The organism is Legionella rowbothamii, assembly GCF_900639985.1.
GTDB classification, from domain to species: domain Bacteria; phylum Pseudomonadota; class Gammaproteobacteria; order Legionellales; family Legionellaceae; genus Legionella; species Legionella rowbothamii.
The window spans coordinates 1-14,453 of record NZ_CAAAIM010000019.1; the positions used below are offsets into that span (position 1 = coordinate 1).

The following is a 14,453-nucleotide window of genomic DNA, read 5'->3' on the forward strand; positions in this document are numbered from 1 at the left end:
GGGGAGGTAGCCGCAAACCTCAGAAATTTCCGGACAGTTTTTAGTCATTCCAGAACTCTTTAAATCGTATTGCTGCTATTTCTGTATACCGCACTGTGTGCTGAATATTTTTATGCCCCAAGTAATGCTGAATGCTCCGTGTATCCCGTCCATCATTAGCCAGTTTAAACCCAGTTGAGTGTCTAAGCATATGTGGGTGAATCGGCATGCCAATCTTGGCCAGCTCACCAGCCCTTGCAACGATTTTCCGAAATGTATCCGTTGTCATCGGGGATAGGCGTTCACTCATAAAAATATAATCTGTATCTGGGTAATCACGCTGTAATTGCCGGAGCGCCCGCAACTCTGGGCCAAACAATGGGTGCTGTGATGCTATGCCATTTTTTAACCGAACAACATAAAGTAGACCCTGTTTTAAATCAACGTGTGACCATCGTAATGAAACTAATTCAGAAACTCGCAGCCCATGCCGAAATGCCATCAAAATCATGGTGGCATCACGTAGGCCATGTCGCCCAGTACTTTTTGCTGCATGGATCAATGCATCAATTTCCGCTGGCGTTAGGTGTTCACGTACTCGTCGAGCACTATTTTTAATCTTTTTTGGAGGTTTCATACCTTAATTATAACCTACTTTCCTGAAAATGATGGTTGGCATCCAGTCCAAGAGGAGGTGAAACACGGCCACCAGCTTGATGCGTCTGAGAAAATTTTCCCATAAAGACATGCTTTAGGGAAAGTTTTGAAGTAGAATCCATCACCATTTTAAGCCATATGATTTCTCATTATGCGAGCCAGCAATAAGCAATTGACCATTTTATCAGAAGCAGAAAAGGCCGCTTTATATGAGTCACCTGATTTTGATAATGAACAACGCTTGAGTTTCCTCAATCTAACGCCTGAGGAGCAGGCATTGGTTCGTAATCGCGCCAATCTTTCAGCCCAAGTCCATTGCGCACTGCAAATCGGGTATTTTAAATCCATGCACATGTTCTTCCCGATTCATTGGGATGAGGTTCAAGAAGATACTGACTTTATCATGCAGGAATATTTCCCCGAGCATATGTTTTTTCACCCAACAAAGATAACCAAGCATCAGTATTATGCACAATGTCACGCAATTGCTGCGCATTTTGGTTACCAGCTATGGTCAAAAGAATTCGAGCCATTATTGCGTGAAAAAGCCGAAAAAATCATCTACCGGGATATCAGTCCGCAATTCATTGTCATCGAATTGTTAGGGTTTATGCGAGAGAAAAAAATCATGCGGCCAGGATATACAACCCTGCAAGCGATTGTTAGCAACGTATTGAACGCTGAACGTAAACGCTTGGGGACGATTATTCATGATTCACTGACTGAAGCCGATAAGTCGGGTTTGCAAAAACTGTTGTTTGAGAAGGAAACTGAGACCCTGTCTGGATTGGCTGATCTAAAACAAGACGCCAAGGATTTTAAACCACGCATGATCAGCGCTGAACGCGACAAACTGATTTCAATCAAACCGTTGTATCTGTTAGCCAAATCGCTATTACCCAAGCTCAAATTGTCCCAACAAAATCTTCAATATTATGCAAGCCTTGTTGATTATTACACCGTGTATGATTTGCGCAAGAAATTAAAATCCGACCAAACCTATCTTTACCTTGTGTGTTATATCCACCAGCGGTATCTTAAACTCGATGATAATTTGATGGATGCCTTTTGTTTTCAGCTCAAAGAGTGTGAGCTAGAGATCAAAGAAAAAGCGCAAGACGCATTTTCTCAGTATGCGGTCAACAGGCAATCAGAACTGTCTGTTATGCAGAAATTAGCCGAGTTATTTATCAAGAAAGAACTGTCTGATGAGGTCAGTTTTGGCAAAGTACGCCGAGAAGCATTCACGACCATTATACCCGAGGATGAGCTGCGAGATAAAATATCAAACAATAATGCAGCAGAGCTTAAATTAATCGATTTTCAATGGAAAATGGTTGATAAGCACTTTCATCGCTTCAAACTGCAATTGCGTCCATTGATGATGGCGATTGATTTTTCAAGTACGATAACTGACAGTCCATGGCTTACTGCCGTAACGTGGCTTAAAGAAATATTTGATCTTGAAAAACCAATAAAGAAATACCCAATCACGGCATGTCCCGAGAAAACCAGGCCTAAACGGCTACAAAAATTCTTGTTCGATACCAATGCCAAGGGTGAGCAGAAATTCCATGGTGATCGCTATGAATTTTGGATTTACCGACAAATGAAAAAACGGCTCAAGGCGGGAGAACTCTATTTGGCGGACAGCGTTCACCATCGCTCACTTCAACAGGAGATTAGTTCTGCCAATGAAAAAGGGGTGCTGGTTGAGTCATTGGATATCCCTGCGTTGAAAAGCCCTATCAAAAAAATACTGGACGATCGCATTGCTGAATTACGCACAGAATGGGTGAGGTTTAATAGTGATTTGATTCAAGGAAAACTCAAGCACTTTCATTATGATGAAAAAACAAACACGATTCATCTAAAAAAATCTAGGGCAGAGGGAGATGAAGAGCTTCAAGATCGTTTTTATGATCAGTTGCCACTCTGCGACATTACAGATGTACTTCGATTTGTTAATGAACGGTGCCGGTATTCATCAATTTTTACGCACATACAGCCTCGTTACGGCAAAGTATGTGTAGATGAAAACAGCCTCAACGCGGTTATTATCGCGCAAGCGTTCAATAACGGCAACCTTAATATGGCGGAAATTTCTGATATTCCCTATGACAAACTGCTGGATATATATCAGTCCCGCATGCGATTACAAACATTGAAAAAAGCCAATGATATCATCGGTGATGATATTGCCCAAATGCCCGTTTTCTCTTTTTACGCATTGGACATGGCTATTCTCTATGGTGGCGTTGATGGTCAAAAATATGAGGTTGAAAAACCGACCCTAAAAGCTAGGCGCTCTAAAAAATACTTTAAAAAGGGCAAGGGCGTTGTTGCATATACGCTGTTGGTCAACCATATCCCCCTGCAAACAGAGTTAATTGGTGCTCACGAGCATGAAAGTTACTTTGCTTTTGATATTTGGTACAACAACACAAGCAGCATCATGCCCAATGCCATTACGGGCGATATGCACATTATTAACAAGACCAACTTCGCAATAATGGATTGGTTTGGCGGCCAGTTATGCCCACGATTCACCAACTTGCAATCCCAACTAAAGCACCTTTTCTGTGGCGATGATCCAGCTCAATATAATGATTGGTTAATCAAGCCGGTTGGTAAAATTGATCGCCAACTCATTGAAGATGAGTGGCCAAATATTGAACCCATCATTAAGGCTCTGGGGCTAAAGGAAATTTCGCAGAGTATTCTTGTTAAAAAATTATGTACTTACACCACTGACAACAAGACTCGCAAGGCAATAATGGAATATGACAAACTAATTCGCAGCATTTATACCCTCAAATATTTACAAGACAGGAAACTGCAACGCGATGTACATCGTTCACAGAATCGTGTGGAATCGTATCATCAATTACGCGCCGCCATTGCAACAGCATATGGGAAAAAACAGTTATCCGGCAAGGGGGATCGTGAAATTGAGATTAGTAACCAGTGTGGCAGACTCATTGCCAATGCCATCATTCACTATAATTCTGCAATATTATCCAAGCTCAAGCAGAAATATGAAGCTGAAGGTGATGAAAAAGCGTTGACTATGTTAAAGAAAATATCCCCTGTGGCTTGGCGGCACATTCATTTCCAAGGACATTTCATATTTACGGATGATACAATCATCAATCTTGATGAGATAATAGGCAAGGTTCTTTTGCGTAGGTTAAGAAAACCCGAAGTGACTAAAAACTGTCCGGAAATTTCCGAGGTTTGCGGCTAGCCCTCCTATTTGGACTGTTTCGTTTGTTGGGACTTCGTTTCAGTCCGCGATTGGCTGATATGGGTGGTGCTAGATTCTGGCGGATTGATCCGTTGGCTGATTATGGAAAGCTCAATGTACTTGCAAAAAGTCGTATAAATATAAATCTTGTTCCTCCTGAGTGGGATGATATTTTACGTTTATTGGCTTCATTAAAACTCGGGAGAGTTCCCGCAGAAGGCATTATGCGCACTCTTCAAGTTGCTGATAAACCAACTCGTTTAGCCAAAGCAATTGCCGAAATTGGGCGAATTGACAAAACTATCCACATGCTCAATTATCTTCATGATGAGTCATTCCGTCGTCAGACTTTGGTACAACTAAATTTGGGCGAAGGCAGACACAGTTTAGGTCGTTCTGTTTTTCATGGTAAGCGAGGAGAACTTCATCAGCGGTATCGTGCAGGGCAAGAAGATCAGTTAGGTGCCCTTGGACTGGTTTTAAATATCATTACACTTTGGAACACTATTTACATGGATGCTGCCATTAATCAATTACGACAAGAAGGCTTCCCCGTATACGATGAAGATGTAGCCAGACTGTCCGCATATGGATATGGTCATATTAATATGCTCGGACGATATTCCTTTGCCATGCCAGATGAGGTAAAACGTGGTGAGTTAAGGCCATTAAGAACAACAGAAAAGCCTTAAGTCGGTTGGCTGTTCCATTGCTCCCCAAGCCCGTAAGTTGATTTATTAGAGTATCTTTCAATTCCATTGATTGTCGCACCCCATGCTCAATCCCTTTGCACATCTGACGAATGGGTTTGGTGTAGCTCCTGAGCTTGTCTATTGGGTGTGACCTAGCATTAATGTAAGAATATTTCTGAGCACTCCCTTCATATGGTCATTATATAATCACATAGATCTATTTATTTTCAATTAATTCACGTATAATTCATTTTTAAATTATCCCAAGTGAATAGAATTAAGGTGAAAGTATGCAATCCAAATCCGAGACTTTTAATGAATTACCACCAGAACTTAAAATTGAAACCGCTCAAAATTTATCTAACCGTGATTTAATAAACTTAGCTCAGACATCAAAATATCATTTAGCTTTGTTTAAACCGGTGATTGATGCTCGTAAATTATTGCATCATGTGACCCGCGGGGAACATGATGCGGTTAAAGCGATGTTAAAGCAGGACATAAATTTAATGTTTAAACGGGGCAAAGTGACCGATTGTTCTGGGCGAGAATTTGAGAACATAAGTGGCTTTGAATACGCACTTTGGGCCCTGGATAAACACATGTGGGCAGCAATGATTGCGTGCATCCCTCAGGATGAAGAAGGCAAAAAGGTATTTGCACGATTGTATGCTCAATACAACAAAGTGAACACGGACGGAGTCACTTATAGGCTTAATGGAAAAACAATCACTGAACAGCATTTTGATTTCGAAAATACCATCATTAAAGAACTGCAAACGCAAGTAGATTCAATCAATGCGCCAGGAGCTATAAATTGGGAAGACATAGATAATCAGTGGCGAGAAGGTGTAGGTAGTGCCGAAAATCTTTTTCCTATGCATGTTGTCTATGAGTACTGCTCTAATGAACCTTTTTATCCTGTGCCGAAATTTACCTCGCAGCCTAAATCATCAAAGCAGTTTTATAATTGGATAACTAAAAAGGATGAAAATTGGTTTAGTGTTGATTCCAAGTTGTCGGTTGATTTTGCTATATATAAGGCAGGGCTGCCGTGTGCCCCCCTGGGGGGTGTTGTGGCGGAGGGGCGGTGTGTGCCTGGTGCGTGCCTCGCGGATTTGGGTGCCATGACGGCATTATGTAAAGTAAGAACAAACGATTTTATCGATCTCAAATCGCAACTTGAAGACCAGATGACGCTAGATAATCATCACCAAGTGCCTCAGATTTGACCGAATTGACATCATGTCGATTAAGCAGTTCGGCGGCGTAAGCCGCCACATGCTTATCCCAGCATGAGTCCAAAAACCATAAAAGCAAGTCCTGGTATAACCAGTGGGCAGCGTCAATTTAACATCTGAACTAAACTGTATTTTATTTGCGGGAAGCTGGTGATGATGGAAAGGAAGCCGAAAAGATACCGTTACCCCTTGGAGCTAATCAGCATCGCGGTATGGAGTTACCATCGGTTTAATGACAGTTACCGCGATGTATCGGAGAGCTTGCTCTACCGCGGTATTGATGTGAGTTATGAGACGATAGGTCAATGGTGCCTTAAGTGTAAGTTTTATATTTATTTGGCAGGAAAATTCATATTTTAAATGGCAGATTGACTAAATTAAATATTTCTACTATTCTAGAAGTATGGACATAAAAAATTCACTAAAAATATTCGATACCCTTTCTCAGGAAACTCGCTTGCAAGTGTTTCGATTGCTTGTTCAAGCGGGACCAGAAGGGTTATCGGCAGGAGCAATTGGCGAAGAGTTGGGTATTTTACACAATACCCTATCATTTCACTTAAGCCATTTGTCTAATGCCCAAATTGTCACGTCATATCGTCAAGGGCGTTATGTATTTTATTCAGCAAATTTTGAGTTAATGCGCGATTTTATCACCTTCATGGTTCAGGATTGTTGCAGCAAACAACAAGTTCAGATTCAACAACCTGGGAATCAAGATTGTCTAGTTATTGAATTAACTGATTGCTGTAATTCTAAAAAGGAGTAAGTCATGAAACGTTTTCATATTCATATTGGTGTTGAGAACCTTGCTGATAGCATCCGTTTCTACAATGCCCTATTTGGAGCCAAACCAATAAAAGTTAAATCCGATTATGCCAAGTGGATGCTGGAAGACCCGTGTATTAATTTTGCTATTTCAACCCGTGCTGGAAAACATGGTGTGGAACACTTAGGCATTCAAGTGGATGATGCCGCTGAATTAGACGCACTTAGAAACCAATTTTCTCAAGCCAATATTTCAACCCATAGTGACGGTGAAACAACTTGTTGTTATGCGAAATCAGAAAAATCATGGGTGAGTGACCCTACTGGAATCGCATGGGAAGCCTATCATACTATGGAGGACGCTCAATTTTTTTCTGGAGATAATACAACAGAGGGTTCGTGCTCAATGCCTACCAAAAAGACATCAACCTCTTGCTGTGATACACCGTCAAAAACAACTGGATGTTGTGATTAATGAATACTGAGCCAGTTAAATTATTATTTCTTTGTACAGGTAACTCTTGTCGATCCATTATGGCCGAGGCAATAACTAATTATTACTCGAATGATCGCTATCTGGCTTTTAGCGCAGGTAGCGCCCCGACTGGAAGCGTACATCCGAAAGCGATAGAAACTCTTGCTCGCCATGGTATCAAACCAAATACACCTCGCAGTAAATCCTGGAATGAATTTAAATCAGAATCTATTGATTTAGTCATTACTGTCTGTGACCAGGCGGCTAGTGAAAACTGTCCCATTTTCCCTGGTCAACCAAAGAAACTCCATTGGAGTATTCCTGATCCTGCTAAAGCGGAAGGATCTGAAGCGAAAATTAATACAGCATTTGAAGCGGTATTTAATCAACTGCAACAACGAATAGAAAAGGAGTTGTTGTCTTGACCACTTGCAATAATCATCGTCTTTCTTTTTTAGATAGATATCTAACATTATGGATTTTCATGACAATGGCTGTAGGCGTTGTTATCGGCTCTAACTTTACAGGCACGCCAAAATTTTTAAATTCCTTATCTATTGGTTCCACTAATATTCCTATAGCGATTGGTCTAATCTTAATGATGTATCCTCCTTTGGCCAGGGTTAAATATGAAGAATTACCATTGGTGTTCAAAGATTGGCGTATTCTTCTATTATCATTGATTCAAAATTGGCTTGTTGGACCATTTCTCATGTTTGGCCTTGCTGTTTTTTTCTTACATGGTTATCCCGAATACATGACCGGACTCATTCTCATTGGCTTGGCACGCTGTATTGCTATGGTGATTGTCTGGAATCAACTAGCCGCAGGAGATAATCAGTATGCTGCGGCATTAGTGGCATTTAACAGTATTTTTCAACTGTTGTTTTTTAGTGTCTATGCCTGGTTTTTTCTAACAGTTTTACCACCCCTGGTTGGCATGACAGGGCAAATAGTTCACATTAATTTTATGACAATTGCAGAAAGTGTTTTTATTTATCTTGGTATTCCTTTTTTTGCTGGATTTCTGACTCGCTTTTTATTGATAAAGCGGAAAAGTTTGGCTTGGTATGAAACCAATTTTTTACCAAAAATTTCTCCCATTACTCTTGTTGCTCTGCTTTTTACGATTTTGGCGATGTTTTCTTTGAAAGGCGGGATGGTGTTACAACTTCCATTTGATGTGATTCGTATTGCCATTCCCTTGGCTATTTATTTTGTTGTGATGTTTTTTGTCAGTTTTGCAATGGGAAAAATCATCGGCGCAAGCTATGAGAAAACAACGGCAACTTCATTTACGGCAGCAAGTAATAATTTTGAATTGGCTATTGCTGTAGCCATTTCTGCCTTTGGACTTAACTCTGCCATCGCATTCACAACAGTTATAGGCCCCCTTGTTGAGGTGCCTGTGCTAATTTCACTCGTGAACGTAGCATTTTGGTTACGACGACACTGGTTTTATAAAGCTCCTGGGTGCTAATCAGCATATAGGTTAAGCTGTAGTGGTGCTGATTAAACTTGTTGGTTTTCGTAACTCTCGTTTTTTTATGTAAGTATTAAGACCAATATGATTTGTATACCCTAAAAAAATAGCTATTTTTCTAACAGACAATCCCAATGACAATAATTCTTTGATTTTGGCGACATCATTATCAAATTTACTTTTTTGAATAGTCCCTTTTGGCTTACCCAACCGAATTCCTTGTGCTTTTTTACTAGCCAATGCCTCTTTGGTCCTTAAGCTAATTAAGTCTCGCTCAAGCTCAGAAAATAAAGAAAACAATGTAATCGGGGTTTGAAGTCCAATGGTACGAAAACGTACGCTAAAAAATTAATCATAAGCACATGCTTGGAACTCTTTTTCGACTAAATGTGATTTGTTGTTTATAACTTTGCCACTTAAGTTACCCAATTTTCCTTGAGCTTGGGTTAACATCCAAATAAAAAGAGATTCCAAATCATTTCCAGATCGTTTCGTGATTTCAAAATCATCAAAATATATTTTTGCAGTGTAAGTAAACATTTTAATTCTCGATATAAAGAAGATAAAGGCGCAAATAGGAATGCGAACTAGAAGGTATAATATGATGAAGTCGAAAAGAAACGTTTATACACTCTAATTTAATTATAGCACAGGATAGATATCCTAATAATTTTAGGGTTTAAAAAACTTATATATTAAAATAAATAAAACTCCTGCTACAGCACAAAAAATACTGGCCAATAGTATCCCTAAACGAGCAGCATTGATAACTTCTTGATTGAACGCTAAATTAGCGATAAAAATAGCCATTGTAAATCCAATCCCAGTTAATATACTGCCACCAGCTAACAAAATCCAATTAAGATCTTTAGGTCGAGTTGCTACCCCAAAAAATACGGCGATAAAACTAAACCCAAAAACACCTAGGGGTTTCCCTAAAATGAAGCCTAAAAATACCGCAGCGGTAATTTCATGAGTAAAATCTGCAGAAGATATAGGTATGCCTGCATTAGCTAAGGCAAATAAAGGTAAAACTAGATAGCCAATCCATGGGTGTAAAAAAAACTCCAATCGTTCAACTGGAGAAAGAACCTCACGAGCAGCTATTTCAGTCACGTGAAGTGCTTTGCGATCTTCCGTATCGCCACTCCAGTGTTCTCCAGGTGGATATGAAACCATGTGTTCTAAAATTGTATGTAGTCGTTTATCATTTACCCACTTTTTAGTCGGAGCCATTAATCCTAAAATAACTCCGGTTACAGTAGGATGAATTCCTGATGCATCTATTGCAATCCAAATGAAAGAACCAACAAAAAAATAGGCGCTAATATTTCGAATCCCCAGAACGTTCATTATATGTATAAAAAATAACCCTAATACCGATATGAAAAGAGCTGTCCAAGAAAGGCCGTGACTATATCCGATGGCAACAACCAAAATCGCACCAATATCATCAATAATCGCCAGGGACAACATGAACATACGGAGGCTTTGAGGAATATGTTTACCCAGAAGTGCCAGGCAGCCAATCACAAAAGCAGTATCTGTGGCCATAACCGTGCCCCATCCTTTCTGCCCTGGTCCGCCGGATTGGAGCATAAGATACATTAGAGCAGGTAGGAGCATTCCACCCAAGGCGGCCATAATAGGAAATGCGGCCTTCCTGGGCTCTCGTAGCTCACCAAATACTATTTCTCTTTTCAATTCTAAAGAGACAAAAAAGAAAAACAACGTCATTAAACCATCATTAATCCATGCGTGCGCTGAGCGAGAAAATTCGAAAGTACCCACGTGGATTCCTAATGATATTTCCCAAATAGATAAAAAAGAGCTTGACCAAGGAGAGTTTGCAATAATTAATGAAACAAGGGTAAATAACAATAATAAGCATGCTGTACTTGTCTCAATACGAATATAGTACACCAAAGGTTTGGATATCAGATGAATGGGTTCTTCAGGTAATTGTGGATTTATAGGCACTAATTATAACTCCATTTAATGTGTACTATTATTTTTAGAGTTTTACATTATAAAAGATTTTATTTTTAATAAGTCATCTAACCTTATCTTGAAGCAGTTTATATACGGTTGATCTGCCAATTCCGATTTGCTTAGCAATTTCTGTTGCGCCTATGCCAGAGGTATAAAGTGAAATAATTTTATCTCTGTCTACAGTGCGTTTTCGTCCAAACTTCACTCCTTTGAGTTTAGCATCAATGCGACCTTCATTCGTTCGCTCAAGGATACGTTGACGTTCTGCCTGGGCTACAGCAGCTAAAATGGTTACTACCATTTTTCCCATAGGACCTTCTGTACTGATTCCATCATCGAGGAAACGAATTGATACTCCCATAGCATCAAATTCTTTGATTAATTGAACCATATCCGCAGTATCTCGTCCGAGTCTATCCAATTTTTTAACCAAAATGACATCACCTTCCTCAACTTTAATACGAAGCGTTTGTAATCCATCGCGATCACAATGACTGCCAGTAGCTTTGTCCGTAAATAGTCGATGTGATTTAACACCAGCGTTCTTGAGCTCTTTAATCTGAATGTCTAAAGATTGCTGACTGGTTGAAACACGAGCATATCCGAAGAGTCGCATAGGCTAAAAATGTCTCCTTAATCGATTTGTAGAAACAATGTCTACTAATAAAGTAAAATATGATTTTATAGACAGTTTATGATAAGGTTTTTTTATTGTCTATCAATTTATAATATTGTAGACACCCATTAATTGGATTCCATGAATGATGTTGTTATGAGATAGTTTTATGGCTGTGGATTTTTTAACCGAAGAACAAAAAGCACGGTATGGTCAATATGTTGAAGAACCCAATGATATTCAGCTAGCCCGATACTTTCATTTGGACAAAACAGATCTAGCTTTCATCACTGAGCGACGCGGTGATCAAAACAAATTTGGCTTTGCCTTACAAATAACATCTGCCCGTTTTTTAGGGACATTTATTTCAGATTTATCACGGATTCCTCTCAACATAAAGACATTCATTGCAGAACAGCTCTCAATTTCTGATATCACCGTGCTAGATGAATATGCAAAACGTGATACGACCAAACGCGAACACACTGCACTTATCCGTAAATATTATGGATACAGGGATTTTAATGAACTTCCATGGGCATTCAGACTAAGCCGGTTGCTTTATGCCAGAGCCTGGATAAGCAATGAAAGGCCGATACTAATGTTTGATTTTTCTACTGCATGGCTTATTCAGAACAAAATAATTTTACCTGGAGAATCCACTTTGTGTAGGCTTATTTCTGAGATTAGGGAAAGAGCCACCAAATGTTTATGGAAACGCCTCTCATCCCTGCCTTCAAAGGAACAGAAGCAGCAACTTGAAGCTATTCTTCATGTACCTAAAGGGGAGCCAACATCCCGTTTTGATTACTACCGGAAGGGGCCTGTAACAATTAGCTCCGCTGCATTCAAGGAAGCAATGAAGCGTTATCTGGAATTAAAATCTTTTGGATTCAGCCAGTTTGACTGTTCTCATATTCCACCAGTGCGACTCAAAAATTTAGCACGACATGCAGGTATAATTTCCGCTAATAAAATCGCTCGCATGCCGGATGAAAAACGGATAGCCATACTGGTAGCATTCATTAGATCGTATGAAGTCATTGCTCTTGATGATGCTATGGATTTACTGGATCTGCTGATTACTGGCATTGCAGGAGATGCCAAAAAGATTGGCCAGAAAAAACGTTTGCGGACATTGAAAGATTTGGATAAATCAGCACTTATGTTGGCAAAAGCCTGCGAGCAGATTATCAATGAAAATATGTCTGATGTTCAGTTGCGTCAAGCGATTTACGCTTTGACTCCCAAAGTAAAGTTGATGGAATCGATTACCATCGTTAATCATCTGGCAAGACCCATAGATAGCCAATTTCATGATGAGATGGTTGAACAATATGGGAAAGTTCGAAAATTTCTACCGCAGGTATTTAATGGAATAACTTTCATGGCAGCGCCCGCAGGAAAAAATACACTGGAGGCACTGGAATATCTTGCCGGGATCATTTCATCACGAAAAAAAATCCTGAAAAATCCTCCTCTGGAAATTATTACCAAATCATGGAAACGCCTGGTTTTTGATCCGGATGGAAATATCACAAAGCAGGGTTACATTTTATGCTTTCTGGAAAAATTGCAGGACAGTCTGAGAAGAAGAGATTTATATGTTGAAAATAGCGATCGCTGGGGTGATACGCGAGCAAAATTACTTCATGGGCTGGATTGGCAAAATAACAAGATACAGATCTGCCGTTCATTGGGACATCTGATATCTCCCCACGAAGCGATAACTAATCTTACAGGCCGTCTGGATGCTGCCTACAAAAAAGTTGCTGCCAATTTTGATGAAAATAACGCCATTAGAATGGATAATTCTGGCAAACGTCCTGCACTAACAATTACCAATCTGGATAAACTGGAAATTTCACCAGGCCTTTCCTTGTTAAACGAGCAAATTTCGGGTTTACTACCACAGGTTGATCTTACTGAGCTGATACTTGAAATTCATGCCCATACAGGATTTCTTGATGAATTTACGCATGTTAGTGAATCCAATGCGCGTGCAGACGAACTTTCCGTGAGTATCTGTGCAGTTCTTTTGGCAGAAGCCTGTAACATCGGGCTTGAACCCTTGATAAAACACCAGATTCCAGCATTGACCCGCCATCGCCTGACGTGGGTCAGGCAAAATTATATCCGTGCGGAAACGCTTGTTCGAGCAAATGCAAAACTGGTGAATCACCAGGCCACCATTCCACTTGCAAAAAAATGGGGTGGTGGTGACGTAGCCTCTGCAGACGGGATGCGTTTTGTTACACCAATCCGCACTGTTAATGCCGGTCCAAATAAAAAATACTTTGGTGCCAGCAAGGGAATCACCTGGTACAACTTTGTTTCTGATCAATTTTCAGGATTTCACGGAATTGTCATACCGGGGACACTCAGAGATTCCATCTTTATTCTGGAAGGTTTGCTGGAACAACAGACCGGATTAAACCCCACTGAAATTATGACGGATACTGCAGGCGCTAGCGATATGGTATTTGGTTTGTTCTGGTTGCTGGGGTATCAATTCTCTCCTAGAATGGCAGATGCGGGCGAGTCTGTTTTCTGGCGTATTGATAAAAACGCCGATTATGCCGCATTAAATGAAATTTCTCGCAATTGTGCAAACCCAAAGCGTATAGAGCAACATTGGGATGACATGATGAGAATTGCGGGCTCACTAAAATTGGGTACTGTGCATGCTTCCGAGTTGATCCGATCATTACTGAAAAGTGATAAGCCCTCCAGTCTGGCGAAAGCAATTATTGAAGCTGGTCGCATCAATAAGACATTATACCTTTTAAACTATATTGATGATGAGGATTATCGGCGTCGAATATTGACCCAATTAAATCGTGGCGAAGGCAGACATGCTGTTGCCAGAATTATCTGTCATGGTCAACGTGGAGAAATCCGCAAAAGATACCGCGAGGGACAGGAAGATCAGCTGGGCGCCCTGGGTCTAGTAACTAATGCTGTTGTACTCTGGAATACTATTTATATGAACGCTGCAAGAAATCATTTAGAACAAAAATCTATTGTTATACAAGAAGAAGATGAGGTCAGGCTTTCACCATTGCAGCATGAGCATATTAATGTTCTTGGACATTACTCATTTACCTTGAACGATGCCATAATGAAAGGGCAACTAAGACCGTTCAATAAACTGGCTGAAAATATTGAAATTCCTTAGCGTACGTTTTCGTACCATTGGACTTCAAACCCCTTATTAGCTTGGGTGCCGAATTATCTGAGGGGCGCGGATCACGAGTACGTATAGCGCTGAATGGTGTTCGGGCTGTTTTTCATCGACCTCAT

The 14,453-nt window shown here is 40.2% G+C and carries 12 protein-coding genes and 2 pseudogenes; 9 read left to right on the forward strand and 5 right to left on the reverse strand.

Annotated elements, in window-relative coordinates; translation table 11 throughout:
- Positions 1–40: 40 nt before the first annotated feature.
- Positions 41–616, reverse strand: coding sequence for a tyrosine-type recombinase/integrase (locus E1P08_RS16560; RefSeq protein WP_006871427.1), 576 nt, complete (start codon positions 614–616; stop codon positions 41–43).
- A gap of 171 nt (positions 617–787) precedes the next feature.
- Between E1P08_RS16560 and E1P08_RS16565 the strand changes: the two are divergent.
- The 8 genes and pseudogenes from E1P08_RS16565 to arsB form a co-directional block, all read left to right on the forward strand.
- A pseudogene (locus E1P08_RS16565) lies at positions 788–3,823 on the forward strand (Tn3 family transposase); the annotation flags it as partial.
- 62 nt (positions 3,824–3,885) lie between these two features.
- Positions 3,886–4,575 (forward strand): annotated as a pseudogene (locus tag E1P08_RS16570) (Tn3 family transposase); the annotation flags it as partial.
- 290 nt (positions 4,576–4,865) lie between these two features.
- A complete protein-coding gene (locus tag E1P08_RS16575; RefSeq protein WP_133138069.1) occupies positions 4,866–5,807 on the forward strand; it encodes an F-box protein in 942 nt (313 codons plus the stop codon).
- Positions 5,808–5,969: 162 nt separating this feature from the next.
- Positions 5,970–6,176: an IS6 family transposase gene (locus E1P08_RS16580; RefSeq protein ID WP_133138070.1), complete on the forward strand. Its 207-nt coding sequence runs from the start codon at positions 5,970–5,972 to the stop codon at positions 6,174–6,176.
- Positions 6,177–6,219: 43 nt separating this feature from the next.
- Entirely contained in the window at positions 6,220–6,585 is a 366-nt protein-coding gene (locus tag E1P08_RS16585; RefSeq protein WP_133138071.1) for an ArsR/SmtB family transcription factor, read from the forward strand.
- 3 nt (positions 6,586–6,588) lie between these two features.
- Positions 6,589–7,059 (forward strand): ArsI/CadI family heavy metal resistance metalloenzyme, encoded by a 471-nt coding sequence (locus E1P08_RS16590; protein ID WP_133138072.1) that lies wholly within the window; start codon positions 6,589–6,591, stop codon positions 7,057–7,059.
- Entirely contained in the window at positions 7,059–7,484 is a 426-nt protein-coding gene (locus tag E1P08_RS16595) for an arsenate reductase ArsC (protein ID WP_133138073.1), read from the forward strand. The genes E1P08_RS16590 and E1P08_RS16595 overlap by 1 nt, the downstream gene beginning before the upstream one ends.
- Positions 7,481–8,539 (forward strand): ACR3 family arsenite efflux transporter, encoded by a 1,059-nt coding sequence (gene arsB, locus E1P08_RS16600; protein WP_133138074.1) that lies wholly within the window; start codon positions 7,481–7,483, stop codon positions 8,537–8,539. Before E1P08_RS16595 ends, arsB begins: the two co-directional genes overlap by 4 nt.
- A gap of 12 nt (positions 8,540–8,551) precedes the next feature.
- Here the strand turns inward: arsB and E1P08_RS16605 are convergent, their stop codons facing one another.
- The 4 genes from E1P08_RS16605 to E1P08_RS16620 form a co-directional block, all read right to left on the reverse strand.
- Positions 8,552–8,782 carry a hypothetical protein gene (locus E1P08_RS16605; RefSeq protein WP_278043076.1) on the reverse strand — a complete coding sequence of 77 codons (231 nt, stop codon included), beginning with the start codon at positions 8,780–8,782 and terminating at the stop codon, positions 8,552–8,554.
- 108 nt (positions 8,783–8,890) lie between these two features.
- Entirely contained in the window at positions 8,891–9,082 is a 192-nt protein-coding gene (locus E1P08_RS16610) for a hypothetical protein (protein ID WP_133138075.1), read from the reverse strand.
- Positions 9,083–9,214: 132 nt separating this feature from the next.
- Positions 9,215–10,522 (reverse strand): Na+/H+ antiporter NhaA, encoded by a 1,308-nt coding sequence (gene nhaA / locus E1P08_RS16615; protein WP_133138076.1) that lies wholly within the window; start codon positions 10,520–10,522, stop codon positions 9,215–9,217.
- Positions 10,523–10,595: 73 nt separating this feature from the next.
- Complete coding sequence (locus E1P08_RS16620) at positions 10,596–11,150, reverse strand: recombinase family protein (RefSeq protein WP_133138077.1); 555 nt, start codon at positions 11,148–11,150, stop codon at positions 10,596–10,598.
- A 169-nt stretch (positions 11,151–11,319) separates the two neighbouring features.
- On the opposite strand from E1P08_RS16620, the gene E1P08_RS16625 reads away from it, so the two are divergent.
- A complete protein-coding gene (locus E1P08_RS16625; protein WP_133138078.1) occupies positions 11,320–14,328 on the forward strand; it encodes a Tn3 family transposase in 3,009 nt (1,002 codons plus the stop codon).
- Positions 14,329–14,453 lie beyond the last annotated feature (125 nt).